Source organism: Eubacterium sulci ATCC 35585 (assembly GCA_001189495.1).
Taxonomy (GTDB): Bacteria; Bacillota; Clostridia; order Peptostreptococcales; family Anaerovoracaceae; genus Eubacterium_B; species Eubacterium_B sulci.
In genome coordinates, this window is sequence record CP012068.1 from 1,275,016 (window position 1) to 1,300,921 (window position 25,906).

The window sequence follows — 25,906 nt, forward strand, 5'->3', positions numbered from 1 at the left end:
GAAATGAGAGAAATCGATTCATCACTTATAAGCGAAGTCGTTGCTAGGCTTTGCATAGATGCTAACTACCATCTTCCGCCCGATATGAAGAAGCAGATAATCTCTTCATCAAAGGAAGAAAGCTGGGAAACCGCATCCATAATACTAGATCAGATAATAGAAAACTTTAATATCGCAGATGAAAATCTCCAGCCGATATGTCAGGATACAGGTCTTGCTTGTGTATTCCTAAGCATTGGCCAAGATGTTCACATCAAAGGAAATCTCGAAGAAGCTGTTAACGAAGGCGTCAGAAAGGGATATTCGCAAGGTTATCTTCGAAAATCTGTCGTTTCTGATCCACTAAACCGTGTAAACACAGGCGACAACACGCCTGCTATGATTTACTATGACATCTGCCCTGGCGATAAAATTAAGATTACAGTCGCTCCTAAGGGCTTCGGAAGTGAAAATATGAGTCAGATCAAGATGCTGAAGCCATCTGATGGAATTGAAGGAGTAAAGGACTTTGTTATCAAGGTAGTTGAAGATGCAGGTCCAAACCCATGTCCTCCAATAGTTGTCGGAGTTGGTATAGGAGGAACCTTTGATAAGGCTGCATATCTAGCAAAGAAGGCTTTGATGAGACCAGTCGATCAGCGAAACAGCGAGGCTTTCTATGCAGAGCTCGAAGAAGAACTTCTAGAAAAGATAAACGCGCTAGGTATAGGACCTCAGGGATTTGGCGGAAAGACAACTGCCCTTGCAGTAAACATAGAAAAATTTCCAACACATATCGCAGGACTTCCAGTAGCAGTCAACATTAACTGCCACGTTACTAGACATATGACGGAGGAAATATAATGGCAAAGAAGATAAATGTTCCTCTTTCTAGAGAGGAAGCAAGAAAATTAAAAAGTGGTGACAACTGCCTTATAACAGGCACCATATATACTGCTAGAGACGCAGCACACAAAAGGCTTTGTGAGCTCATCAAAGAAGGAAAAGCACTTCCCTTTGATGTAAAGGACTCCGTAATCTACTATGTTGGCCCTACCCCTGCAAAACCAGGCTCTGCCATAGGTTCAGCCGGCCCAACGACAGCCTACAGAATGGACGCTTACAGTCCTGCCCTGATTGAACAGGGAGAAACAGGTATGATTGGCAAAGGCAAACGCAGTCCTGAAGTTATAGAAGCCATGAAAAAACATGGAGCGGTTTATTTTGGTGCTATTGGCGGCTGCGGAGCTCTTCTCAGCAAGTGTATCAAAAGTGCAGAAGTAATAGCATACGAAGACCTTGGTGCAGAGGCTATCAGAAAGCTTTATGTGGAGGATTTACCTGTTGTTGTCGTAATAGATTCAGAAGGCAATAATCTCTACGAAGACGGCAGAGCCTCTTACCTACAAACACAAAAATAAGACGAAGTAATAAACTATTTCAAAGAAAGAGGAAGACATGTCAGAGCTATTTCACATCGATCCAAAACTGGATATTCCAATTTATAGACAGCTTGTTGATGTAATCAAGGCTAATATCCAAAATGGCAAAATTCCCCCAATGACAAAGCTCCCTACGGTAAGGGACTTATCAGACGAACTAGGAATTGCTCGCGGAACAATAAAGCGTTCATATGATGAACTAGAGCACCTTGGTATTATAGAGAAGATACGTGGTCGTGGCACATTTGTAAGCTATAGACCTAGCGACAGTGAAAGCCGTAAAGAGCGTGCTATGGCCGCAATTGACCATATGTTTGATGAACTAGAAGACATGCAGTTTTCCATGTCTGAGATAAATATTTTTATCAATCTAAGGCTCAGAGACCGCGCTTCACACCAGGACAAGGTAAAGATAGGAATTGTAGAGTGCAATCCCGAAACTCTCTATCAACTAGCTGAACAGCTTAGAGAAATAGAACAAATTGACCTATTTTCTTACCTCCTCAGTGATCTTCGTGAATATCCATACAAGATTAGCGAAGATATGGATTTGATAATCACAACAGCAGCACATTCTGATGAGCTCATTGGTATCATTCCTCAGAGCGACAAGGTTATCAAAACAGCACTAACTATGATGCCAAAGAGCGTCGCTGGAATAATCAAAATTGCTCCTGGTGAAAAGGTCGGCATCATCTGTAATAGTGAAAAATTTGGTAATATGCTCTATGAGCTCTCTGAAACATATACAGAAAATGCTAAGATTTCAAAGCCTCTTATGATATCAAGGGATAGCGAAATCACAAAGTATCTCTCAAAGAAGGATGTCATCCTTGTACCAGAAAACTACCAAAAATATTGTAGTGACAAGGTTTTGAATCAAATACGAAAGTTTGCATCTAAGCATAGACTAATTGAATGCTCTTATCAGATAGATGCTGGCTCATTCATGTACGTAAGAGATAAAATAGAAAAACTGATTGATAGTAAAATACTTTAAAGCACAAAGTGGAGCAGTAAATAATTACTGCTCCAACTCTAGTTTTATCTATTAATCTTTGATATTTAGTCTAATATTTATATATATAGAAACCCCATATGCCATTGCTGAACTCACCTGCAGCGAATTTATGGATTTCTCCATCTATCTCCACTTCATATATTCCAAATCTATGGTCTTGATTGTACAGAGGATCCTTTACTGTGACGCTTTTGTGCGTATTATTCCATCTGTAATCAAATATATGTTTTCCAAATAATACTATCTCATGCTCTTGTCCAGCAGCTGCAAACTGCCATGTTTTTGATTTAAGTATCTTCATTTCAAATCACCTCTTGCTATTATTATATCACCTTTTTATTTTTATGATATAGCTTTTAAAAATCATCAATTATTTTAATATAAAAACTTTGCATTCCTATGTATATATGCGTTGACTTTTGATATAGTTCACTGTACTATTATGTTATATATCAATATAGATATTTGTATTATTATTTTTGATAGAAATTGAGGTCAAGCAAATGCTTTCAGACAGAAAAAAGAGAGTTTTGATAATCGGAGTAATAGGCTCTGATGTTCACGCTGTAGGGATAAAAATCCTACACCATGCTTTTATGGCAGCAGGTTATGACGTTGTGGATCTTGGAGTTATGGTTTCGCAGGAAGAGTTCATAAATGCAGCTATAGAGTCAAGTGCAGATGCTATCCTCATATCCTCACTATACGGACAGGGCGAACTAGATTGCCGTGGAATGCGTGAGAAATGTGACGAGGCAGGACTTAAGAATATCCCATTGCTCGTAGGTGGCAATATAGTTATAGGCAAGCAGAAGTTTGAGGATGTCGAGAAACGTTTTAAGGAGATGGGCTTTGACTACGCCTTCCCTCCAGGAACTGCACCTGAGACAACTATAGATGCTCTACACCAAATTTTTAATGATAAAGACGCTGACACTGGAGTTCAATCCGAGGCTGATCATGAGAGCTCCGCCGAAATCACAGAGGAAAGCCATTTATGAGAGCTATCCTGCTGATTGACTTCGGCAGCACATATACCAAGCTTACAGCAGTTGATATAGAAAATGCTAAAATCCTCGGAACAGCAGCTTCCTATACCACTGTAGAAAGCGATATAAACGAAGGTCTTAATAAAGGTCTTTCAATTTTAAAGGACAAGATTGGCGATATCGAGTACGAAAAAACACTTGCCTGCTCTTCTGCAGCCGGTGGCCTTCGCATGATAGCTTCGGGACTAGTTCCAGAACTGACATCAGAAGCAGCAAAGATGGCTACGCTCGGAGCTGGAGCCAAGATAGTTAAGCTATTTTCCTTTGAGCTTACAGAAGATGATATAGAAGAAATATCAAAGAGTAAGCCAGATATATTCCTACTTGTTGGTGGAACCGATGGTGGAAATACCGAATGCATAGTACATAATGCTCAGATGCTCGCTACTCTCACGCCCATGTTTCCTATCATCATAGCAGGAAACCGCAACGCCTCAAGGGAATGCGAAAGAATTTTGGAAGGTCATGAGACCTATGTGTGCCCAAATGTTATGCCTAAGTTTGGCACAATAAATATAGCAGAGACACAAGGTAAAATTAGAGAGATTTTTCTACGTCGCATAATTAAGGCAAAGGGACTAAGCAAAGCTTCATCAATACTTACAGACATTTTGATGCCTACCCCATCCGCTGTACTACAGGCGATAAACCTTTTAGCAGATGGTTGTGAAGGAGAGAAAGGTCTCGGGGAGCTAATTGCAGTTGATGTTGGAGGTGCTACTACCGATATCTATTCTGTAGCAAATGGGAAGCCATCACATTCAGGCACTGTATATAAAGGCTTGCCGGAACCATATTCTAAGAGAACCGTTGAAGGCGATATCGGAATGAGGTATAGCATAAACGGTATTGTAGATGCTGCAGGACTGGATCGTATATGTGAGCTATCTGGTCTAAGCGAAGAACGCGCTAGTGAGCTTATAAGTTATTTAAGCACTCATACTGATGTAGTTCCAAATGGTGATGATGAACTTGAGCGCCTAGACTACGCGCTGGCTTCTATGGCTATAGAAACAGCCGTAACAAGACACGCTGGTTATATGGAAGAAACCTATACCGTATGCGGACTCACTTATGTTCAGACAGGCAAGGATCTGCGCGATGTAAAACAGATAATTGTAACAGGCGGTAGCCTAATTCACACGAGTAGAACAGGTCAAATCGCATCTCATGCACTCTTTGATGTGGCAAATCCAATGTCACTCAGACCAAAGACAGCAGAGATACGAGTAGACCGCAAATATATATTAGCAGCGATGGGCTTGCTTTCAGCACACCATCCAAAAATCGCACTTCAGATTATGAAAGAGGAATTAAAAAAAGATGGATTTGAAAAATAAGAAGATACCAGAAGCCGAGTTTTTAGCACTCCGTGAAGAGGTTTTGGCTCAGTGGCCCACTGGTAAGGACGTCGACTTAGAGGAGGCTGTAGCCTATCACAAGGCTATGCCAAAAGATAAGATTTTCTCAGAAAAACTTATTAAAGCTAAGGAAAACGGAGATACCCTAGTTCAACCAAGAGCAGGCGTACCGGTAATAGAAGAGCATATCAAGCTCCTCAACTATCTAGAGGATGTTGGCGAAGCAGATTTACTACCTACAACTGTAGATAGCTACACAAGGCTTAACCGCTATGAGGAAGCCGAAAACGGAATCGAAGAATCAATCAGACTCGGTCGTGCGATGATGAACGGTTTTCCACCTGTAAATCACGGCGTTAGCGGCTGCCGTAAGGTCATCGAAAGCGTGCACACCCCTGTTCAGGTAAGACACGGTACACCAGATGCCAGACTTTTGACAGAAATCACCTATGCAGGCGGATTCACAAGCTATGAAGGCGGCGGAATATCATACAATCTGCCTTACTGCAAGGATGTTCCAATGGAGCGCACAATCAAAGATTGGCAGTATGTTGATAGACTTACTGGTCTCTACGAGGAGATGGGAGTTTCCATCAACCGTGAACCTTATGGACCTTTGACAGGAACGCTTGTACCTCCTTGCGTATCACACTCTGTTGCAATTATTGAAGCACTTCTTGCTGCTGAGCAAGGCGTAAAGAACATCACAGTCGGCTACGGTCAGTGCGGTAACATAATTCAGGATATAGCAGCAATCAGAACTCTTGAAGAGCTGACTGAAGAATATCTACATAAGTACGGTTACGATGATGTAGTTGTCACAACTGTACTTCACCAGTGGATGGGCGGATTTCCTGCTGATGAAGCAAAGGCATTTGGAGTTATTTCCTCCGGAAGCCTTATCGCAGGTCTATCAAAGGCAACCAAGGTTATCGTAAAGAGCCCTCACGAGGCTATAGGAATCCCTACAATGGAAGCTAACGGCCAGGGACTTAGATGCACCAAGCAGGTTGTTAACATGCTTAAGGACCAGAATTTCTCTGAGGCAGCTCTCAAAGACGAAAAGGAAATTATCAAGGCCGAGACTCGCTGTATCGTAGATAAGTGCTTTGAACTTGGAGATGGTGACATCGCAGTCGGAACATGCAGAGCTACAGAGGCCGGCGTTATCGATATACCATTTGCTCCATGCAGATATAATGCAGGACTCATGCTTCCATGCCGTGACAACAACGGAGCAGTGAGAATCCTAAACATAGGAAACCTGCCATTCACACAGGAGCTAAAGGATTTTCACAAGGAAATGATTGAAGAAAGAGCAAAAGCCGAAGCTCGCGATGCATCCTTCCAGATGGTTATAGATGACGTATACGCTATCGGTAAAGGTAGACTTGTTGGAAGACCAAAGCGCTAAACAGCTTTCAATATATCTAGATGAATTCAGATTGGAGTTAAAGATATGAAAATCGTAGATGTAATTTGTTCACCAGGACGCACAGGATTTTACTTTGATGACCAAAGAGCGATCAAAAGAGGCGCTGGTCACGATGGCCTATTCTACACAGGCGAGCCTGTAACAGAAGGATTTAAATCAGTCCGCCAGGCTGGCGAGTCAATTTCTGTAATGATTTTGCTCGAAGATGGTCAGGTTGCCACAGGAGACTGTGCTGCCGTTCAGTATTCAGGCGCTGGTGGAAGAGATCCCCTATTTCTTGCAGAGGACTTTATCCCAGTAATCGATAAATATATAAGGCCTGAGCTTATCGGCAAAGACGCTGATAATTTCCGTAAGCTTTGTGAAGATATGGAAGCAATTAAAGTCGATGGCAAAAGACTTCACACAGCCATAAGATATGGACTATCTCAGGCACTTTTAGATGCAGTTGCTAAGGCATCAGGAAGACTCATGTGCGAGGTTGTTGCAGACGAGTACGGATGTGAAGTAAGCGATAAGCCTATTCCAATCTTTACACAGTCAGGTGATGATAGGTATAACAATTCAGATAAGATGATTTTAAAGGGTGCAGATGTACTTCCTCACGCTTTGATAAATAATGTTGAGGAAAAGCTAGGTAAGCATGGAGAAAAGCTCAAGGACTATGTAGCTTGGCTCAGAGATAGGATTATTAACTGCAGAGCTGATGAAAGCTACTCCCCTGTTATACATATCGATGTTTACGGAACTATAGGAACAGCCTTTGGCAACAATAATTATAAGGAGATGGCTGACTATATCGAAGATTTAGGCGCTACGGCAAAGCCTTTCCATCTTAGAATCGAAGGTCCTATGGACTGCGATAGCAACAGAGAAGACCAAATTGAAGCGCTCTCTGCTCTAACAAAGGAACTTGATAGCAGAGGCTGCGACGTTGAGCTCGTGGCTGACGAGTGGTGTAATACCCTTGAAGATATCAAACTATTTGCGGATAATAAGGCTGGACACATGGTTCAGATAAAGACCCCTGATCTTGGTGGAATCAATAATACAATCGAAGCGGTTCTCTACTGCAAGAGCAAAGGCATAGGTGCTTACCAGGGCGGAACATGCAACGAAACCGACAGAAGCGCTCAGGTTTGTGTAAGCTGCGCTATGGCAACACAGCCAGACCAGATTCTGGCAAAGCCAGGCATGGGCGTAGACGAAGGCTTCATGATTGTGAACAACGAAATGAACCGTATTCTCGCTCTCAGAAAGGCAAGACTTCGAAACTAATAAATAACCTTAAGAACAATAAAAAATGCGTAAGAGAGGGTCTTACGCACCTTATACGCGTATTAATAGGAGGCTCAGGCATGGGCCTTCTATTTTTTTCCGTATTCCTTATCCATCCTAGTCTTAAGCTGATCTAGGAACATCAGAAGTTCATCACTGCAATTTTCCTTAATGACTATAGATCCGTGCTGAGGCGATAGCATCAAATAGAAATTCGTTGGCGTCTCTATTATCTTATATAGCTCCTCATAAAGATATTTATTATCACCTAGCTCGCTATGTCCCTCATAGTAATTATCATAAAAAGTAAGGCTTGTATTTATACCCTGCGTATTTGTATTATCACTATATGCCTTAGTAACCTGCTTCTTCATCATTATATCAAGAACCATAGGCAGCGCTACAACTGCAACAATCATAATGGTTCCGAGCTGTTTGTTACCGCTCCTAAAATTCACTACCGCTAAAATCAAAAGACCAAGCATCATAATGAGTTTAGCTCTTATATATCTCCTGTCCTGTCTCTGCACTGTAAAGGCAAATCTCATGTATTCTTCGAGACTCAAATCAATTCTAGTATTCATACCTTCCATAAAGCACCTCCACTTTTATTATATACTATTAATGTACTCTTTTTCTAGAGCTTTGTCATCAGTAAAGTTTAGATTATTTTGATATAATACTCCAATGTGCAATTAGGGCATCTAGGCTAAATGCTGCATTTGCAGGACTAGTTGATGGAAGCTCATATACCTCTATAACTTGCGCCTTGCAGTTTCTTAACGGAAGCGCACTTCCTTGGTTTCTATAAAAAAGCTGCGCCGCCTTTTTGCCATTTAGCACGATCTTTTCAATAGGCGCATTTTCAAGTATTAAAGAAATATCGCTAGGAGTAACGTTCTTTATACTAGCATCAGATGAGCCAAGGATTTCGCAGGATGCGATTACATCCCAAAGCGCAATCCTATGGGCCGTCAAAAAATCCTTCTTTTCTGACTCACTCTCTGGAACTTGGTCCTTAAATACTTGTGCAAGCACCTTCCAAAACCTGTTTTGTTTATTTGCATAGTAGAAGTTTTCCTCTCTTGATTTGACCGATGGGAAGCTTCCTAGAATCAGTATATTTGATTTTTCATCAAAAAATGGACCTATGTTATGCTCAAACATTTTTCCTCCATATAGATAAAAAAGGCACCGCATCGGCGGTTATCCGTCAATGTGATGCCTCTATAATCATTATTGTAGTTTATATTAGCTTATTTGCTTGCTGCTGCCTGCTGTGCTGCAACCTCAGCTGCGAAATCCTCTTCCTTCTTTTCGATTCCTTCGCCAACCTCAAATCTTACCATCTCAACAACCTTCATTGACTTGCCAATCTTCTTGCTCTCTTCGTCAACGTACTGAGCTACTGTGATGTCTCCGTTCTTAACGAACTTCTGATCAACTAGGCAAACTTCCTTAAGTAGAGCCTTGATCTTTCCTGGGATGATTCTTTCAAGGAGCTCTTCCTTCTTACCTTCGTTAAGAAGCTGGTGCTTAGCAATTTCTGTTTCTGACTCTAGCCAGCCCTTATCAACCTCATCCTCATTTACAAACTTAGGATTCATTGATGCAACCTGCATAGCTACGTCCTTACCAACATACTCGATTTCTTCGAATGTAGCCTCTGTCTCGATACCTACAAGTACACCGATTCTTCCGCCACCGTGGATGTATCCTGTGTAAACAACTCCTGGTGTAGCGCACTTGAAGAAACGTCTGATGTTCATGTTCTCACCGATTTTAGCAATCTTTGATGAAAGGGCATTCTGAAGTGTTCCTTCTCCGTCAAAATCAACGTTCATGAATTCTTCGATATCGTTGTTCTTCTGCTCAAGAGCCTTTGCTGCAACATCCTCAACGAACTGAACGAACTCAGGGTTCTTTGATACGAAGTCAGTCTCAGAGTTAACCTCTACAACTACTGCCTCTCTATGATCATCTGAAAATGCTAGTCTTACAAGACCTTCAGCTGCAATTCTTCCGGCCTTCTTAGCTGCCTTAGCTAGTCCCTTTTCTCTTAGGAACTCTACAGCCTTATCCATATCTCCGTCTGTTTCAACAAGAGCCTTCTTGCAATCCATCATGCCAGCGCCTGTCATCTCACGAAGTTCTTTAACCATTGATGCACTAATAGCCATTTTATCCTCCTCAAATACATTTTGGCTTAGCAAAAGCCAAGCCAAATAAAGTTCATTCTGTCGGTCGCTTATTATTCAGCAGCGACTTCCTCGATATCCTTTGCTTCGCTTGCTGCAGCCTGAGCCATCTGCTCTTCAGCGCTTACGCCCTCGTCAAAGCTCTCACCCTGGTGAGCTTCGATAACTGCATCTGCGAGCTTTCCTGCAAATAGCTTGATTGCTCTGATAGCATCATCATTACCTGGGATGATGTAATCTAGATCATCTGGATCGCAGTTTGTATCTGCAATACCTACTACAGGAATTCCCAAAATCTTAGCTTCCTTAATCGCAATCTTCTCCTTCTTAGGATCAACTACGAACATAACTCCTGGAAGTCCCTTCATCTCCTTGATACCACCAAGGTTCTTCTCTAGCTTATCGCGCTCTGCTGTAAGCTTAGTAACTTCCTTCTTGGATAGCTTATCAAATGTTCCGTTCTCTTCCATCTCGTTGATCTCGTTGAGACGCTTAATTCTTGTGCCGATTGTCTTGTGGTTTGTAAGCATTCCGCCAAGCCATCTCTCGCTTACGAAGTACTCTCCGCATCTCTCAGCCTCGTCCTTGATTGCGTTCTGAGCCTGCTTCTTTGTTCCTACGAAAAGAACAGGCTTACCCTCTGCAGCTACGCTCTTAACGAACTCATAAGCTTCGTCGAACATAGTTACAGTCTGCTGTAAATCTATGATATAGATTCCGTTTCTCTCTGTGAAGATATATGGAGCCATCTTAGGGTTCCATCTTCTTGTCTGGTGACCAAAGTGTACACCTGCTTCTAAAAGCTGTTTCATTGAAATTACTGACATATTGTCCTCCTGGTTTTCCTTCCACTCGGATTCCGCGAGCACATAACTATAGTATCTATAGCACCAAGATGCCGCACACCGGGTGTGAATTATAAAAATATATGGTGGTTCACAGCGAACCACCATATATTATATATAAATTTAGCTATTTCTGCAAGGAATTTCTTAAACATTTCATAGGGAAATTTAATATATTTTCCTATGAATTTCGGTGTCTAAACTATCTTGCGCTCTTCTTTCTATAAACAGCTACTGCTGATGTTAATGATGCTAGAAGAACAAGAGTCATAAGCTGCATATCTGAAGAATCACCTGTGTTTGGCGTAGCTTTTCTGCTAGCTGTTTGGCCCTGTGCCTGTGACCCTGCTACTGCTTGAGTTGAACCTGGCTGCGCTGGGTTAGCTGGCTGCGCCGGATTCACAGCAGGCTGTCCAGGATTTGCTGGATTAGCTGGGTTTGCTGGATTCACAGCAGGTCCCTGAGCTAGGTTTATTGTTGATGTAGCATAACGACCGTTTGCGAATGTCATCGTAACTGTATGTCTTCCTACAGCTAAACCTGATGTATTTATTGAAACGATAGTCGATCCACTCTTTGATGTGTACTTGGTGCTATCTAAAACCTCTCCATCAATTAGAACCTCGTGGAAGTCACTATATTCAGCATCTACTCTTATAGTTGCTGTATCTCCCTGCTTTAGGTCTAGTTCCTTACCCTCTAAAACATTGTACTCTGGATCTAGACCAGAAATCTTAACTAACTTGTCCTTAGCAAATGAAAGCTTCTTATGTGACCACTGATCAAATTTAGTTGATCTAGCTAGCAGGTCAAAGGCCTCGTCAAATTCGCTTACAGGTATTACGAAGTGCAGCTTTCCTGCATCGTCCTTACCTACAAACGCCTGTGACTTAGGAAGCTGAGCAGATGTATATAGCTTGTCAGGATTTCCGGCTGCGATAGCGCCAGCTGGAGCATCCTTAACCATCTTACCAACATAAAGAGCATCGTAACCAACTCCGCTTAGGTATATGTCTGCAAAGACTGGCTTTCCATTATCAGCAATTGTTAAAGTAGCCTTAACTACTCTAAACATCTTGCTTCCATAAGTATTTGCAATGCCTGCATCATCAGTTTTCTTTGGGTCTCCAGTTACATTGTAAACGCCCTTCTCAAGAGTTTTAGGTTCCGGTGCATTTTCCTTCTTCATGAAATAACCAGTATAGATGTTATGGTCATTCTTAGCCGAAATTCTATCTGTGATAACCGAATTTCCTTTTGTATAGTATTTGCCATCAGTCATTCCAGCTTGCTCATACTCGTCTCCGAGTGACATGCTAAAAACAGCTTCCTTTGTTAGACGATAAGTATATTCATTTCCGTTCTTAGAATATGGTTCTATTACTGTTCCATCCTGAGCATCTGTAATCTTAATATTAGCCTGTGGACTAACTTCTTCTCTTAGGCCATTGTTATCTACCTTTACAGCACCAATTATGAAAACATAGTATGTTCTCTCTAGTGAAACCTTCATACTATACTTGATCCACTTATTCATGCCTTTTGAGTAAGCGGAGAATTCAAACTGCTGACCGATTGGGATAGGCATCTCTGCAGTGGCTTTTCCCTTATCAAAGTTTGCTGATGGCTCTTCAGTTTCTGTTCTAATAGTCTGCTGAACACCATCTACATTGACGCTGTATGCGAGAATGCCCTTTGAAGCAAAAGTCACAACCGCATAAGACTTTCCGTTAACTATGTTAACCTGAGACACTGATACTGCAACTCTCTTCTGCTCAAAATCGAGTTTGATGTCATCGTAGATTCCATCTACGGTTGTAGTAGAATTGCTAAAACTAGCTGTTGTCACTGGTGTCGGAAGCTCATCTGCAAATGCACTCATTGCAGGAAGCATCGCAAATATCATTGCAACAGTCAAAAGTACGGTTAGTAATCTCTGTTTTACGTTACTTTTGTAACTCATTTATACCTCCAAAATATAAAAAAGCGATAACTTATATGTAATCACAACACAATAATTATATCATAATAATATAAAAAAACCAACTTAATCGCCTTGGCGTAAGCTGGTCTTTATCATCATTTATCACTGATTTACTTATCGAGAGTTTCTCTGTTATAGCTTACGAGACCATCGCTAATTTCGTATGCAGCCTGCGAAACAGCTCTGTCGTTAGGACACTCATCTGTCAAAAGTGGATATCCGTCAATGATATCTCTTGCTCTCTTTGCTGCAAGAACAACTAGAGTGTATCTGCTATCTACTTTCTTTCTAATCTCATTTATTGATGGGTATAACATTATTCTTCCTCCCTATACTTTGCAATAATCTCATCTGCTATTTCATCTATTCTGTGATGCTCTGCGTAAATTATGCTCTTTACATTCTTAACTGCATCATCAAGTTCATCGTTTACTATGTAGTAATCGTAGTTCTTAAGCATCTCTATCTCTGTAAGAGCCTTTGCGATTCTCTGATTTAGGCTTTCCTCACTCTCTGTTCCTCTACCTGCTAGGCGATGCTTGAGAGTTGCCAGCGATGGTGGGCATACGAAAATCGTAATACTCTGTGGATAATTTTCCTTTACCTGCATAGCACCCTGAACGTCTATCTCAAGCAGTACATCCTTACCCCAAGTGAGCTTGTCTAGCACCTTCTGCTTAGGCGTTCCATAGTAGTTTCCGAAAACCTCTGCGTGCTCCAAAAACTCACCCTTCTGTATCATATCTTCAAACCTATCGTGATTAACAAAGAAGTAGCTTACTCCTTCAATTTCTCCCTCGCGTGGCTTTCTAGTTGTTGCAGATACAGATATCTCTAAATCGATGTTCTCAAGCAGCTTCTTGCAGATTGTACCCTTTCCGACTCCCGATGGACCCGATAGTACAAAAAGCTTGCCCTTGTTTCCGAAACCTTCCTTGCCTTGCAAAACAGTACTCCTAACCTAATCTTATCAAAATAGAATTATAGCATTTTGCGACTTCATTCTCAAGGCTTAAATGCTATTTTCCTCATAAATTGCATATTTTCTGCCCGTGAGGGCATTTTGATGTAAATAAGCAGCTTACTCTATGTTTTGAACCTGCTCTCTTATCTTCTCAACCTCCGCCTTTATCTTGAGCATTCTCTCGGTTATACTAAGGTCGTTGGCCTTGGAGCCGATTGTGTTAGCCTCTCTGTTCATTTCCTGAACTAGGAAGTCTAGACGCTTTCCGTCAGGCTGACCCTTCTCGTCAATGATTTTCTTCATCTGCTCCATATGGCTGTTTAGCCTTGTTATTTCCTCATCGATGTTGCACTTATCTGCAAATATAGCAGCTTCGAGAGCTATCCTCTCCTCAGATGCAACAGTCGCATCCTCAAGAAGTGTTGCAATCCTATTCTTTAGTCTCTCTGCATATTCTTTAGGCACAGAAGGAGCACGCTCGCTTATCTCGGCAACAAAATCCTTGATGACTTCGCCTCTTTCTAGCATATCCTTTTCTAGCTTCTTGCCCTCTGCAATTCTCATCTCATCAAGATTTATGGCAGCTAGTCTAACTGGCTCTAGGATTGCCGCTAGAACCTCATCCTGATCTTCGACATCTGGAACTATTCTCATAACATCTGGTTGCTGAGCAAGTAAATCTAGACTAAGCTCACCGCTAAGGCCATAGCTTTCCTTTAGTATCTTGAAGTTCTCTACATACTGCTTTGCAACAAGGTCGTTTAGTTTGATAGTTACATCGCTTTCTGTAAGGTTTTCGACCATAACAGAAACATCGAGCTTGCCGCGCTTGATTACCTCTTTGATTGTAGATTTTATTTTCTCTTCAGCAAAGGCATATCGCCTTGCCATTTTTACATTTATATCGCAATACCTGTGATTTACCGATCTTATCTCTACGACTACAGTTCTCTTCTCGTCTGTTACCTCGGCTCTACCGAAGCCTGTCATACTTTTAATCATGTATTCATCCTCGTTTCTGTATGCATATCCATACACAATCATAACACATTTGCAATTGATTGACAAACAAGCATAGTCAAATTAAAATTAAATACATATATTTAAGGAGGATATCCTCATGGCATTTGATGCAATAGTGACAAGAGCAATGGTCAAGGAGCTAAAAGACCAGGCCTTGCTAGGAAAAATAGACAAAATATACCAGCCCGTACGCGATGAGCTGGTTATAAATATACACACCAAAAACGGAAATAAGCGGCTTTTCGCATCTGCATCTAGCAATGCGCCAAGGCTTCATTTTATCGACTATAACACCGCAAATCCTGCAACGCCTTTCGCATTTTGCATGCTGCTTAGAAAGCATTTGTCAGGCGGAAGAATAGTTGCTATCGAGCAAAAGGATTGCGAGCGAATAATTGAATTTTCATTTGAGACCCTAAACGAGCTAGGCTTTACACTAGGCAAGAAGCTCATCTTTGAGATCATGGGAAAACACAGCAATGTTATTTTAGTTGATACCGAAAGCGGAAACATTGTCGATGCAATCAAAAGAGTTTCAATCGACACAAGCCGTGCAAGACAGGTTCTTCCCGGAATGCGATACGAGTATCCGCCTGCTCAGGATAAGATAGCCTTTGATAAACTCACATTCGAGCAGTTTGCAAGCTTTGAACCATCAGCTAAGATTTACCTAAATACGATAGGCGGTATTTCGCCAGCTATTTCTAGAGAACTAGCTAGCAAAGCAGTAAACAGCAAGGAAGATGCCTTTGAGTTCATCAGAGCAGCAGCAGAAATCGGAGAGACTTCTGAAGGTGCAGGAGCTTGCACTTCTATTAAACCAGTCATATATTTTGAGGACGAGGAATGCACAAAGCCTCTTGACTACCATGTGATGCCACTTGGAGAGCTCGAGAGTTCTGCATATCCAAAGCACTTTGATAACATTAGCCTCTGTATAGATAACTTCTTCTCAGGCAAGATAAATTCAGGTCTAGTAAAACAGCGCTCTCACGACCTTTACAAGAAGGTTCAGTCCATGCATGATAAGGCTCTTCTCAAGAAGCAGAAGCTTTCCGAGGATTTAAGTTCCGCTCAGGACTCAGAATATTTGAGGCTATATGGAGAAATTCTTACAGCTAACCTTCACGCTGTCAAAGCAGGAGCAAGCAAGGTCAAGCTTCTAAACTACTATGATGGAAGTGATATAGAAATCCCGCTAGATACGAGATTTTCAGCATCAAAGAATGCACAAATATATTTTAAGAAGTACGGAAAATCAAAGACAGCTATAAAGGAAAAGACTTCCCAGCTAGAAGAAACGCAAGTGGATATCGATTATCTCGACTCGGTTCTGAGCTTCCTGGATGAACTCGAAAGCCCCGAGGATATAGAGGCAGTCAGAACAGAGCTTGTAGAAGGTGGATACCTGAAACCGAGAAAGCTCAAGGGCAAACTTCCTAAGTTTAAGCCTAGCCCTCACAAATATAAATCGCCTTCTGGTTTTGATATTCTCGTCGGCAGAAACAACAAGGAAAACGATACTTTGACGCTGAAGACTGCATCAAAGAGCGATATCTGGCTCCACACCAAAGACATCCCAGGTTCACACGTAATCCTAAAGACAGACGGCGAGGAAGCTAGTGCTGATGATATCTACTGCGCAGCAGCAATTGCCGCTTGGCATAGCAAGGGCAAGGAATCTGCAAATGTGGCAGTCGACTATGTACCAGTAAAATACGTCAAAAAGCCATCTGGCGCAAAGCCTGGTATGGTTATATTTACAAATAACCATACGGTATATATAGACCCAGCACTACCAAAAAAGAATGACTAAATCGAAACGACCTCCGGAGCCTAACCCTGGAGGTCATTTAATTCATCCTGATTTTACTTTGTTATCTCACTTCTAGCTTTTGATAGGAATCATCTCTCTAATCGCGAGCATTTTCTTATCAGTCTCTGCTATGGTATCTGCACACTCCTTTAGCATAGCCATAATTTCACCAGCGTTTTCAATATCCTGCTTGTACTTCATTTTATGCTCAAGGCTAGCCCAATAGTTCATGGCTACTGTTCTTATCTGAACCTCTACACGCATAGGCAGCTTCTCATCCGAGAAGAAAACTGGAATTTCAATTATCATATGGTAGCTTCTATATCCATTTGGCTTAGGATTTTTGATGTAGTCCTTGACCTGAATCAGCCTTACATCATCCTGTCTTGCTAACATCTTTGCCACCTTGTAAATGTCATCGATGAAGCCACATATTACTCTGATTCCAGCTACGTCGTTTAGATTTTCCTGTATTGAACTTAATGTGAGTTCGTCTCCCTGACGCTCTAGCTTTTCAAATATGCTTAGAGTCTTCTTGCGCCTTGAGAGTATGCTGTTTATAGGGTTTTGATGTCCAAGTAGCGATAGCTCATCGTTGAGTATCTCTAGCTTGGTTCGCACTTCTCTTATCGCAGACTCATATCTCATAAGTAGAATATCCAGCTCGTACATAAATGCCTTGGCTTCATCTGGATCCTTTGGTAGATATTTAGTTATGAGTCCTTGCATGGTCTCTGCTTTTGTTCTCATTGCTATTTCCCCCATATAAATTCAATTAGTAACTTGTCAACTTCCTCGTTTTCGTGAAGACTACTGTGCTTTCCGCCCTTGCCTTTGATAAGCTCCTCCCTATAGGATTTTGCTCGCTCCTTTACCAAATATCTCAAGCTTTTGGATGAGATTATGCTGACAGAGCCATCTCCTCCATCCCCCCTGTCTCCAAAAATATTAAGCACATCTATCTGATTTTCTGGATAAAGATTTCTGATTTCGGTAAGTTCTTCATAGCTTTGCGTCATTATGTTCGGCTTTCCATCCTCTTTATCAAGCACGGTGTTCTCATCAAAGTCATAGCCTAGGATTCCATCAAAATGTCCCGCTATATTAACCTGCTTAACCAGCTTAGGAAGCGATTTATATCCACTGTTATCCAGTAAATAGTACATGATAGACATATTTCCCATGGAGTGGCCTACCATATTCATCTCTGTAAAGCCGTATTCGCTTTGCAGCTTCCTTACAACTGCTAAGGCATATCTTCCATCCTGACGATAATTAGGATTCTTATTGTCCTCATAGTTTACAAGTACAATTGGATTTATCGCGCCCTTTTCTATCTTGCCTTTGAGCGTAACTTTACCGGATTTATCGACCTTTGCCTCTATTACAGTATTAGTTACACCGCTTTTCACAGCAGCTCTTGCCATATGTTTTTCGGCCAAACTGCTTGAACCAAAACCATGAAAAAACAAAGTAGGACGTGTCGACTGCACGTACTTTGTTGAAGGCTCCCTGTTATATATGATTGCGCTTTCGATTCCGTAGGCAGCTGCTACGACAATAAAAATTAAACATAAAACAAGTAGTATTTTCTTTAATTTCCCTAAACGGAATTTTTTATCTTTCATTTACTTACCTATACCTATCACACCATTATTATACATAAAAATCATCTGTATGTCAGTAATAAGCTCTACATAAAACATACCCCTTTTGCTGATTTATTTAGCAAAAGGGGTATGCTTTTTTCTTTGTTTATATCATAGAACGATTTATCAATCGGCTAACCACATATTCGGTCAATTTTAGCTACACTGCCTGCTCTGTTGCAATACGCGACTTGCGCGCCTTTAGTGCTGCCTTTCTCAGACGTAAAACTATATAGCTTCCGTATATAAGCGTGTAGATAATTATACCTGATAGATGTGCTTTCACATCTGCCGAGTACAGCACCATTATATGCACATATATTCCAATAAAGAATGGATATGCTAGGCGTTGTACATTTTTCCACGTCTTACCTTTCATTTTGCGCCTAACAAATTTGAACGATGTGATAAAGAGAGGAACCAGCATTGCCAGAAGGCACAGTGTGATAATTGACGCTATCATCTGTCTTGTAGACATAGCCTTTGGATTTGTGAATAGCATCGTAAAATATGTAACACCGAATATCACGTTGTGGCTAAGAACAATCAAGCTACCAATGATTGATATTTCCCCACGCACGCTCATAAGCTTTCTCGACAGCTTATTGTGTTTTGTAATAGTCCCAAGAAACATAACAACCATGAATGTAGCGGTTGAGAAAATTCCCCTGGCGAATATATTCATAAAGTATTCATTGAACCATTCCGGAAAGTTTTTGTCATATCCCATATTGAAATAGAACACGACCATACCGCACCACACATAAATTCCTGTGTAGAACAAACCCGGATGTTTCTTTATAGCATTGGCTGAAACCATATAAAATACAGCAGTCAGCACTATTCCGATAATTAAAGTCACTGTCCCATCCTTTCTTTTTCAACTGTAGCTGGAGCAGTTACCTGCTCCGCTAGCTTTTGTGCTTTTTCGTTGCCGATATTATTAAAGTTAGCAGACTGACTGCTCTGATTTTCGATTGTAGGTGTTTCTAAATTCGCTATGGCTATAGCAGATCTATGCGAATAGTTCTCGTTTGAAACATTGCTCGGTTTTGTTTCGTCCTTAACAGGGTTTTTCACATCAATCATAACAGTCGCTTTACCGTTTTTCTCTATTCCATCTACAGAAAACTCAAGAACTGCCTTCGTTATGCCCTTCTTACTGAGGTCTGGCTTCTGCTTTATGCTTACATTTACAGAACCATCTGATGGTATGTTGCTGAACAGAGCTTTGTAATCATCAAGTGTTGGCTCTTTACCATCTACAACTAGTGGTTTACTACTTAGTCTCTGTGGTGTAAACGCTATTCCGCCATCTTCATCATCATCTGCTATTCCGTCACGGTCTTTATCTATGTAAATCCAGTACTTGTACGTTCTAACCAGCATCTTTCCGTTCTTCTTTGCCTTGAACTTCAGAGTCACTGTCTTGAACATACCTCCATCGCCGTCCCAGTTACCATCTTCTACAACTGGTGTTCCCGTGATGTTAGTTCCATCAAAGCTAAGGCCCTTTGGAAGTCCTTCAATCGTGGTCTGCATCTCTGCATCTTTATCTAGGCTCCTAACTGTTGCTGGTTTTATCGGCTTGCGCTCAGTCCACTTTGGTCTTCCCGGTTCATCAAGATCAGTCTCAATCACCTTGCTGTCAACCTCTACCTCAGGTAGTGCTGGCTCTCCGCCACCATCCTTAACAGGGTTCTTCACATCAATCATAACAGTTGCTTTACCTTTTTTCTCTATTCCATCTACAGAAAACTCAAGAACTGCTCTCGTTATGCCCTTCTTACTGAGGTCTGGCTTCTGCTTTATGCTTACATTTACAGAACCATCTGACGGTATGTTGCTGAACAGAGCTTTGTAATCATCAAGTGTTGGCTCTTTACCATCTACAACTAGCGGTTTACTACTTAGTCTCTGTGGTGTAAACGCTATTCCGCCATCTTCATCATCATCTGCTATTCCGTCACGGTCTTTATCTATGTAAATCCAGTACTTGTATGTTCTAACCAGCATCTTTCCGTTCTTCTTTGCCTTGAACTTCAGAGTCACTGTCTTGAACATACCTCCATCGCCATCCCAGTTACCATCCTCTACAACTGGTGTTCCCGTGATGTTAGTTCCATCAAAGCTAAGGCCCTTTGGAAGTCCTTCGATTGTGGTCTGCATCTCTGCATCTTTATCTAGGCTCCTAACTGTTGCTGGTTTTATCGGCTTGCGCTCAGTCCATTTTGGTCTTCCAGGTTCATCAAGATCAGTCTCAATCACCTTGCTGTCAACCTCTACCTCAGGTAGTGCCGGTTCTCCGCCACCATCCTTAACAGGGTTCTTCACATCAATCATAACAGTTGCTTTACCGTTCTTTGTTATTCCATCTACAGAAAACTCAAGAACTGCTCTCGTTATACCCTTCTTACTGAGGTCTGGCTTCTGCTTTATGCTTACATTTACAGAACTATCTGACGGTATGTTGCTGAACAGAGCTTTATAATCATCAAGTGTTGGCTCTTTACCATCTACAACTAGTGGTTTACTACTTAGTCTCTGTGGTGTAAACGCTATTCCGCCATCTTCATCATCATCTGCTATTCCGTCGCGGTCTTTATCTATGTAAATCCAGTACTTGTATGTTCTAACCAGCATCTTTCCGTTCTTCTTTGCCTTGAACTTCAGAGTCACTGTCTTGAACATACCTCCATCGCCGTCCCAGTTACCATCTTCTACAACTGGTGTTCCCGTAATGTTAGTTCCATCAAAGCTAAGACCCTTTGGAAGTCCTTCAATCGTGGTCTGCATCTCTGCATCTTTATCTAGGCTCCTAACTGTTGCTGGTTTTATCGGCTTGCGCTCAGTCCACTTTGGTCTTCCAGGTTCATCAAGATCAGTCTCAATCACCTTACTGTCAACCTCTACCTCAGGTAGTGCCGGCTCTCCGACACCACCGTCGCCGCTGCTGCTTCCGTTATCAACGACAAGGTCTTTATCAGCTTCTATGCCTGAAAGCTGGAATTCCACATGTATTATCTTAGGAGCATTAGGATTTTCGTCTTTATTAAGAGTATATTTTACCTTCTTATTTACAGGTTTTTTATCAGGGGTATACTCATAGCGATGTCCACTCTTTGAAACAACGCGAAGCTTAACTGTTTCGAACTCGAACGATAAAGGAGCATCAACAATCTGTTGGTTATCAATTTTACGGATATCAGCAGGGTCTTCCTTAATATTTTTAACCTTGTACCACTTTGAACCGTCAGCACTGTATTCCAGTCCGACAATATAATCCTTGCTATAATTTCCAACCAAAATCCTAAAGGTATCATATGAAAGTGATTCCTTATGAACTACCTTTGCTTTGATTATCTTCTTATCAGCATATGATTTTAGATCACTTCCATTTTCGATAGCTTTGCCGTCCTCATCTGTTATGCTGAGTCCACTAGCTGCGAAATCTTTCCACTCGACTTCCTTAACAGAGCCGTCCTTCTTAACAACCTTAACCTTAAGTTCCGAGAAGTCAACGGAGTCGCCCTTGTTAACTTCTACTGTCTTGGCCTTTGGCTCAAGGATTGAGATTTCCTTTACATCAGAGTTGGTTTTGTAATCATTTGCTGACTTATTAGCAGCTTCCTTTGTCGCCGCCGAAATTCCGCTCGCACTCACGGTAGCTCCTGTCACACTGTCAAACATTTTCTTTCCGGCATAGCGTTCACCCATGTATGCCTTTACAGCACGTGACATAATAGCTATATCTGATTCTGTATTATTCCCTGAGAATCCGCTGAGCATATCTGCATACTTATTTCCAAAAAGCTCCTTTACTTTTGCCTTTGGATTCCTACTATTTCTAATAGCTTCAAAATACTCACGGTAAAGTCCCATCTTAGCGATATTCCAACGTCCGTCCTTGCCTTTTAGGAACGGAAGTAATCTCTCTGCCTTACTCCTAAACGGACCCATGTCATCACGGTAGTCAGCACCTGCTCCTACTCTTACATCGACAATCTCGCCATCCTTGACAGTTATATAAGTCTTGATTCCTCCCGGATTATTATACCCAATACCGATGCCGGTGTATTCACCGTCCTTAAGCTTGTCTTTAGGATAGTGTCTGCGAAGAGCTTCGTCTACATATGACGGTTCTCCTGTTTCAGGGTTTACAGATGGGTTCGTACCATTGCCATTTTCAGGTGTATTGCTGTTTCCACTATTATCCGGTTTATTGGCAATATTTATATCAGAAATACCAGCTTTTGACAGAGCATCTCTTACAGCGTCAATAATACCGCGACTTGAATAAGTGGCACCAGATACAGTATCTATACTACTTCCCTGCTTACCTATCATTTTGCTGATTACAGCTTTAGCACGGTTAAAGTAAGGTGCATCATCACTATATGAAAGTATTTCAACATTAACGACGTTTCCGCCTGATACAGTTACACGAACACTAATCGGTCCATTGAAACCCTGACCGGTTCCAGCATAAACTCCATCCTTTAAGTTGGTATTTGCAATGGAAAATGTTCCTCCTGCATTACCTCTTCTGCTATTTGCTTTGCTTACATCATTCTTTGCAATTGATATTTTTGCTTTCTGCTTAGAGCCCGCTTTATGAAGCGCATCAGCAACAGCTTTCTTTATTGCATTCGACGATATAGTCGCTCCTGAAACAGAGTCAACATCTACACTACCACTGCTTAGAATCTTATCTATGACAGCTTTTGCTTTGTTAAAATATTCAGGTGTTTCTGTTTGAGATATAACTTTGATATCTGTCAGCTTTCCATCCTTGATGGTAATACGGACAGTAAGAGGGCCGCCGTAACCGGTTGCAGTACCTTCGTATTCTCCATCCCTAAGATTGTCCGTTGAGACTTCTGAGCCTACAGCTTGTTCCTTGGCCTGTTCCTTTGCCTGTTGTTTAGCAATGGAGTTACGCTTCTCAACAGTCTGTACGGTTGAATACACCATAACTATCGTTACAGCTACAGCCACAATGAAAGCGATAGCTCCCTTGATACCATTTTTTTTCATTATTCCTCCTGCTCCTTATCATGTGTATTTTATTTTTTTATGTAATTTAGAGGCATTTAAAAAGAGTTAGTTTCTACAAACTAACTCTTAACTATTGTACAAGAACACTTGCAAATGTGCAATGATTTTTGAACTGATATTATACTTTTTTTGTAAAGTTTAAATTATGCACTGCAAAGATTCTTTTTTGATGCAATAGATTGTTCTATCATGCATAGCTTCTTTCATGCATAGCTATTCAAGAACAAAATCTCTGATTGTCTCAATGACCTTTGATCCATCTGCCTCAGGACCGCCGTTATGGATTTCATGATAGTAGCCATCCCACTCTGTGTATGTGAAGTTAGCAGCATTTTCGTTTTGCCTAGCAATTTCTCTTGCACCTTCTACTGCACAGATTTTATCTGCGCTTCCGTGCATCAAAAGCGTAGGCTTAGCATCAGCCCTTCCATTTGACTCATGAGTTCCATCAAAAAGAGCATTTCCTATATCAAAGCCATCGACTGCGCACTGCATAGTGATAAATGGATGTACTAGTGGATCTGTATCATAAGACTTAACAATCTCTATATTTCCTAGATCACTTGCACTACAGCCAGATGAAATTGCCTTCTTAGGCATGAGTTTTGCTCCAGCTTTGACAACGACATATAGCGGCTTTGGAATTGGCTTAACAAGCTTAACCCAAGGTGCTGAAATAATGTATTTGCAAGGAAGCTCATTCTTTGCTCCCCTGTTTCTATAGTCTAGACAGATATTTCCGCCCATGCTATGTCCATAGAGAACTATATCAACACCTGGATACCTCTCAGATGCGAAATCTAGCATAGCTGTCACAACATCAAGTACATATGCCCTAGGTGCTGCGTGCCCACGATTTCCTTCAGATAGTCCATGTCCAGGAAGATCGACACCGATTACAGCAATGCCCGCCTCGTTTAGGATCTTTGCCATCCTATCATATCTCCCAACATATTCACCTATTCCGTGAATTATGCACATCACTTTACTTGGATTTTCAACATCCCATGTGTATGCAACAGTCTTTGTCTTAGTACTTTTCAACACTATATTATCGTACATGTCTAGCTTCCTTTCTATTCCATTTAGATATCAAAATATCCCAAAGATATTTTATCACATTTTCCTTGCTATAATTTCTTCCCCAAACTATACTTGCCATTAGGCTAAACCGAAAAACAAAAGGGGGTATTTTATGAACTTTCAGTGCTCATTATGCGGAAACATCTTTCACAACATAACCTTTAGGGGCGGTTATATATGCGAAGACTGTTTGAGCTATATTAAATCCGAAGCTGATAGTATCTAGCTGCTTCCATTACTTTAAAACTACTAAATTAGACAATCTTAATTAAATCGAATTCACCTAGGTTAAGCCATGGGGAGATATTCTCCCCTCTATTTTAGTCCCGCAAGTCTCTTAGCTTTTTCTACAGCCTTTGTGAAGTATTCTGGCGGCTCACTATCAAAGCTTATGGTTTTACCAGTCCTTGGATGAATGAATTCTAGGTGCGCGGCATGAAGGATTTGTCCGTCTGCACCGAATCTATCCTTCTTTGACCCGTAGAGCGTATCTCCAACAAGTGGATGACCTATGCTTGTGAGATGAACTCTTATCTGGTGAGTTCTGCCAGTCTCTAGTATAGCCTTTATCAAAACTATATTTCCAAAGCGTTCCATAACCTCGTATCTAGTCAGTGCCCTCTTTGGGTTCTCCCCGTCTATTGCACGTCTCAATCTATTTTTGCTGTCTCTCCCTATAGGTCTATCTATCTCACCGCTATCGTCAGGAAAATTATTATATACTAGAGCGTAATACCATCTTTTGATGCTATGCTCACTAAACTGCTCTTTAAGTGAATCAAAGGCAAGCTTTGATTTTGCTACAACTAGTATTCCGCTGGTATCCTTGTCTATTCTATGAACTATGCCTGGTCTATCAGTTTCTCCTAGTGCCCTTAGATTTTCACCCACATGATATAAAAGTGCATTTACTAGGGTACCGCTATAATTGCCAGCACCGGGATGTACAACCATCCCCCTAGGCTTATCTATTACTATGATATCTTCATCTTCATAAACAATATCAAGTTCTATATTCTCTGCCTCTGGGATATACTCACCCTCTACAGATATTGTCACTTCAATGCTATCGCCTGTCTTTAGCTTATATTTTTTCTCCTCACAGATAGTTGAATTTACGAGAACTTCTTGCTTACTAAATAGCTTTTGAATCTGGCTTCTTGAAAGCTCCTCTATCTTGCTTCCAAGGTAGGCATCTATTCTTTTTCCGGCATCGGATGACTCTATAGAAAAGCTATACTTTGTTACCTTTGCTTCGCTCATCTATTCTACCTCTTTCTCTGACTTGTCATCTTTCATAAAGAAAAGAACATAGATAATCAAAATTCCGCAGCCTAGGCAAACAGCAATATCCGCTATATTGAAAACTGGTGGAAATATTGAAAAGCTAAGCATATCAGTTACATAACCAAGAAGGAATCTATCTATCAAGTTTCCTATTCCGCCAGCAATAATGCAAAGCAACGCAACTTTAAACATAGCTCCCTCAGATTTCATTTTGCGTAAAAAAAATGCAGCTCCGATGATTGCTATAATGGATACGGCAATTAGGAACGCCTGCTTTCCCGCAAATGAACTGAATGCAGCGCCATCGTTTTGAATATATCTGAGTTCGAAAAAGTCGCCTATTACACTCACCGACTCGTTCACACTAAAAAGACTTCTAATCGCATACTTGCTAAGCTGGTCGCAAGTCACAATCGCAATTACAAGTAAAATTC

General features: G+C 41.2%; 23 protein-coding genes and 1 pseudogene. 8 read left to right on the top strand and 16 right to left on the bottom strand.

Going from position 1 to position 25,906, the window contains the following annotated elements:
• The first annotated feature begins 3 nt into the window (after nucleotides 1-3).
• The 3 genes from ADJ67_05910 to ADJ67_05920 are packed head-to-tail and all read left to right on the top strand — an operon-like array spanning nucleotide 4 to nucleotide 2,421.
• The gene (locus ADJ67_05910) at nucleotides 4-843 is read left to right on the top strand and encodes a fumarate hydratase (protein AKT47217.1); all 840 of its coding nucleotides are present in this window, start codon (nucleotides 4-6) and stop codon (nucleotides 841-843) included.
• A complete protein-coding gene (locus tag ADJ67_05915) occupies nucleotides 840-1,400 on the top strand; it encodes a hypothetical protein (protein AKT47218.1) in 561 nt (186 codons plus the stop codon). The genes ADJ67_05910 and ADJ67_05915 overlap by 4 nt, the downstream gene beginning before the upstream one ends.
• Before the next feature lie 37 nt (nucleotides 1,401-1,437).
• Nucleotides 1,438-2,421, top strand: coding sequence for a hypothetical protein (locus ADJ67_05920; protein ID AKT47219.1), 984 nt, complete (start codon nucleotides 1,438-1,440; stop codon nucleotides 2,419-2,421).
• 70 nt (nucleotides 2,422-2,491) lie between these two features.
• Here the strand turns inward: ADJ67_05920 and ADJ67_05925 are convergent, their stop codons facing one another.
• A complete protein-coding gene (locus ADJ67_05925; GenBank protein AKT47220.1) occupies nucleotides 2,492-2,743 on the bottom strand; it encodes a hypothetical protein in 252 nt (83 codons plus the stop codon).
• Between the two features lie 202 nt (nucleotides 2,744-2,945).
• On the opposite strand from ADJ67_05925, the gene ADJ67_05930 reads away from it, so the two are divergent.
• The 4 genes from ADJ67_05930 to ADJ67_05945 are packed head-to-tail and all read left to right on the top strand — an operon-like array spanning nucleotide 2,946 to nucleotide 7,565.
• Nucleotides 2,946-3,443, top strand: coding sequence for a methylaspartate mutase (locus ADJ67_05930; protein AKT47221.1), 498 nt, complete (start codon nucleotides 2,946-2,948; stop codon nucleotides 3,441-3,443).
• Nucleotides 3,440-4,831, top strand: coding sequence for a MutL protein (locus ADJ67_05935; GenBank protein ID AKT47222.1), 1,392 nt, complete (start codon nucleotides 3,440-3,442; stop codon nucleotides 4,829-4,831). Before ADJ67_05930 ends, ADJ67_05935 begins: the two co-directional genes overlap by 4 nt.
• Nucleotides 4,815-6,266, top strand: coding sequence for a glutamate mutase (locus ADJ67_05940; GenBank protein AKT47223.1), 1,452 nt, complete (start codon nucleotides 4,815-4,817; stop codon nucleotides 6,264-6,266). The genes ADJ67_05935 and ADJ67_05940 overlap by 17 nt, the downstream gene beginning before the upstream one ends.
• Before the next feature lie 45 nt (nucleotides 6,267-6,311).
• Nucleotides 6,312-7,565, top strand: coding sequence for a methylaspartate ammonia-lyase (locus tag ADJ67_05945; protein AKT47224.1), 1,254 nt, complete (start codon nucleotides 6,312-6,314; stop codon nucleotides 7,563-7,565).
• 89 nt (nucleotides 7,566-7,654) lie between these two features.
• Here ADJ67_05945 and ADJ67_05950 read toward each other — a convergent pair whose 3' ends face one another.
• The 8 genes from ADJ67_05950 to ADJ67_05985 all read right to left on the bottom strand — a co-directional run bounded on the left by ADJ67_05950 (nucleotide 7,655) and on the right by ADJ67_05985 (nucleotide 14,558).
• Nucleotides 7,655-8,158 (bottom strand): hypothetical protein, encoded by a 504-nt coding sequence (locus ADJ67_05950; protein AKT47225.1) that lies wholly within the window; start codon nucleotides 8,156-8,158, stop codon nucleotides 7,655-7,657.
• Nucleotides 8,159-8,231: 73 nt separating this feature from the next.
• On the bottom strand, nucleotides 8,232-8,732 hold the full coding sequence (locus tag ADJ67_05955) for a DNA glycosylase (protein AKT47226.1): 501 nt from the start codon (nucleotides 8,730-8,732) through the stop codon (nucleotides 8,232-8,234).
• A gap of 89 nt (nucleotides 8,733-8,821) precedes the next feature.
• Complete coding sequence (locus tag ADJ67_05960; GenBank protein AKT47227.1) at nucleotides 8,822-9,745, bottom strand: elongation factor Ts; 924 nt, start codon at nucleotides 9,743-9,745, stop codon at nucleotides 8,822-8,824.
• A gap of 71 nt (nucleotides 9,746-9,816) precedes the next feature.
• A complete protein-coding gene (locus ADJ67_05965) occupies nucleotides 9,817-10,590 on the bottom strand; it encodes a 30S ribosomal protein S2 (protein ID AKT47228.1) in 774 nt (257 codons plus the stop codon).
• A gap of 220 nt (nucleotides 10,591-10,810) precedes the next feature.
• Nucleotides 10,811-12,571: a hypothetical protein gene (locus ADJ67_05970; protein AKT47229.1), complete on the bottom strand. Its 1,761-nt coding sequence runs from the start codon at nucleotides 12,569-12,571 to the stop codon at nucleotides 10,811-10,813.
• Between the two features lie 131 nt (nucleotides 12,572-12,702).
• On the bottom strand, nucleotides 12,703-12,909 hold the full coding sequence (locus tag ADJ67_05975; protein AKT47230.1) for a DNA-directed RNA polymerase subunit omega: 207 nt from the start codon (nucleotides 12,907-12,909) through the stop codon (nucleotides 12,703-12,705).
• Nucleotides 12,909-13,538, bottom strand: a complete 630-nt coding sequence (locus tag ADJ67_05980; GenBank protein ID AKT47231.1) for a guanylate kinase — start codon at nucleotides 13,536-13,538, stop codon at nucleotides 12,909-12,911. Before ADJ67_05980 ends, ADJ67_05975 begins: the two co-directional genes overlap by 1 nt.
• Before the next feature lie 135 nt (nucleotides 13,539-13,673).
• Nucleotides 13,674-14,558 carry a hypothetical protein gene (locus tag ADJ67_05985; GenBank protein AKT47232.1) on the bottom strand — a complete coding sequence of 295 codons (885 nt, stop codon included), beginning with the start codon at nucleotides 14,556-14,558 and terminating at the stop codon, nucleotides 13,674-13,676.
• 118 nt (nucleotides 14,559-14,676) lie between these two features.
• Here ADJ67_05985 and ADJ67_05990 point away from each other — a divergent pair, with 118 nt between their 5' ends.
• Entirely contained in the window at nucleotides 14,677-16,395 is a 1,719-nt protein-coding gene (locus ADJ67_05990) for a hypothetical protein (protein ID AKT47233.1), read from the top strand.
• Nucleotides 16,396-16,467: 72 nt separating this feature from the next.
• Here ADJ67_05990 and ADJ67_05995 read toward each other — a convergent pair whose 3' ends face one another.
• The 7 genes and pseudogenes from ADJ67_05995 to ADJ67_06025 form a co-directional block, all read right to left on the bottom strand.
• Nucleotides 16,468-17,124 (bottom strand): GTP pyrophosphokinase, encoded by a 657-nt coding sequence (locus ADJ67_05995; protein AKT47691.1) that lies wholly within the window; start codon nucleotides 17,122-17,124, stop codon nucleotides 16,468-16,470.
• Nucleotides 17,125-17,147: 23 nt separating this feature from the next.
• The gene (locus tag ADJ67_06000; protein AKT47234.1) at nucleotides 17,148-18,023 is read right to left on the bottom strand and encodes an alpha/beta hydrolase; all 876 of its coding nucleotides are present in this window, start codon (nucleotides 18,021-18,023) and stop codon (nucleotides 17,148-17,150) included.
• Between the two features lie 181 nt (nucleotides 18,024-18,204).
• Nucleotides 18,205-18,906 carry a membrane protein gene (locus ADJ67_06005; GenBank protein AKT47235.1) on the bottom strand — a complete coding sequence of 234 codons (702 nt, stop codon included), beginning with the start codon at nucleotides 18,904-18,906 and terminating at the stop codon, nucleotides 18,205-18,207.
• Nucleotides 18,907-22,283: 3,377 nt separating this feature from the next.
• Nucleotides 22,284-23,066, bottom strand: a pseudogene (locus ADJ67_06010) (hypothetical protein).
• A 249-nt stretch (nucleotides 23,067-23,315) separates the two neighbouring features.
• Complete coding sequence (locus ADJ67_06015) at nucleotides 23,316-24,164, bottom strand: hypothetical protein (protein AKT47236.1); 849 nt, start codon at nucleotides 24,162-24,164, stop codon at nucleotides 23,316-23,318.
• Nucleotides 24,165-24,500: 336 nt separating this feature from the next.
• Nucleotides 24,501-25,448: a pseudouridine synthase gene (locus ADJ67_06020; GenBank protein AKT47237.1), complete on the bottom strand. Its 948-nt coding sequence runs from the start codon at nucleotides 25,446-25,448 to the stop codon at nucleotides 24,501-24,503.
• Nucleotides 25,449-25,883, bottom strand: a complete 435-nt coding sequence (locus ADJ67_06025) for a hypothetical protein (protein ID AKT47692.1) — start codon at nucleotides 25,881-25,883, stop codon at nucleotides 25,449-25,451.
• Nucleotides 25,884-25,906 lie beyond the last annotated feature (23 nt).

Excerpts from the sequence above, each read along its gene's own strand:
- ADJ67_05975 (AKT47230.1), bottom strand. The coding sequence starts at position 12,909 with ATGTTATACCCATCAATAAATGAGATTAGAAAGAAAGTAGATAGCAGA.
- ADJ67_05925 (AKT47220.1), bottom strand. The coding sequence starts at position 2,743 with ATGAAGATACTTAAATCAAAAACATGGCAGTTTGCAGCTGCTGGACAA.
- ADJ67_06020 (AKT47237.1), bottom strand. The coding sequence starts at position 25,448 with ATGAGCGAAGCAAAGGTAACAAAGTATAGCTTTTCTATAGAGTCATCC.
- ADJ67_05965 (AKT47228.1), bottom strand. The coding sequence starts at position 10,590 with ATGTCAGTAATTTCAATGAAACAGCTTTTAGAAGCAGGTGTACACTTT.
- ADJ67_05990 (AKT47233.1), top strand. The coding sequence starts at position 14,677 with ATGGCATTTGATGCAATAGTGACAAGAGCAATGGTCAAGGAGCTAAAA.
- ADJ67_06000 (AKT47234.1), bottom strand. The coding sequence starts at position 18,023 with ATGAAAGATAAAAAATTCCGTTTAGGGAAATTAAAGAAAATACTACTT.
- ADJ67_05970 (AKT47229.1), bottom strand. The coding sequence starts at position 12,571 with ATGAGTTACAAAAGTAACGTAAAACAGAGATTACTAACCGTACTTTTG.
- ADJ67_05960 (AKT47227.1), bottom strand. The coding sequence starts at position 9,745 with ATGGCTATTAGTGCATCAATGGTTAAAGAACTTCGTGAGATGACAGGC.
- ADJ67_05935 (AKT47222.1), top strand. The coding sequence starts at position 3,440 with ATGAGAGCTATCCTGCTGATTGACTTCGGCAGCACATATACCAAGCTT.
- ADJ67_05945 (AKT47224.1), top strand. The coding sequence starts at position 6,312 with ATGAAAATCGTAGATGTAATTTGTTCACCAGGACGCACAGGATTTTAC.
- ADJ67_05910 (AKT47217.1), top strand. The coding sequence starts at position 4 with ATGAGAGAAATCGATTCATCACTTATAAGCGAAGTCGTTGCTAGGCTT.
- ADJ67_05920 (AKT47219.1), top strand. The coding sequence starts at position 1,438 with ATGTCAGAGCTATTTCACATCGATCCAAAACTGGATATTCCAATTTAT.
- ADJ67_05995 (AKT47691.1), bottom strand. The coding sequence starts at position 17,124 with ATGCAAGGACTCATAACTAAATATCTACCAAAGGATCCAGATGAAGCC.
- ADJ67_05950 (AKT47225.1), bottom strand. The coding sequence starts at position 8,158 with ATGGAAGGTATGAATACTAGAATTGATTTGAGTCTCGAAGAATACATG.
- ADJ67_06015 (AKT47236.1), bottom strand. The coding sequence starts at position 24,164 with ATGTACGATAATATAGTGTTGAAAAGTACTAAGACAAAGACTGTTGCA.
- ADJ67_05985 (AKT47232.1), bottom strand. The coding sequence starts at position 14,558 with ATGATTAAAAGTATGACAGGCTTCGGTAGAGCCGAGGTAACAGACGAG.
- ADJ67_05940 (AKT47223.1), top strand. The coding sequence starts at position 4,815 with ATGGATTTGAAAAATAAGAAGATACCAGAAGCCGAGTTTTTAGCACTC.
- ADJ67_05930 (AKT47221.1), top strand. The coding sequence starts at position 2,946 with ATGCTTTCAGACAGAAAAAAGAGAGTTTTGATAATCGGAGTAATAGGC.
- ADJ67_05955 (AKT47226.1), bottom strand. The coding sequence starts at position 8,732 with ATGTTTGAGCATAACATAGGTCCATTTTTTGATGAAAAATCAAATATA.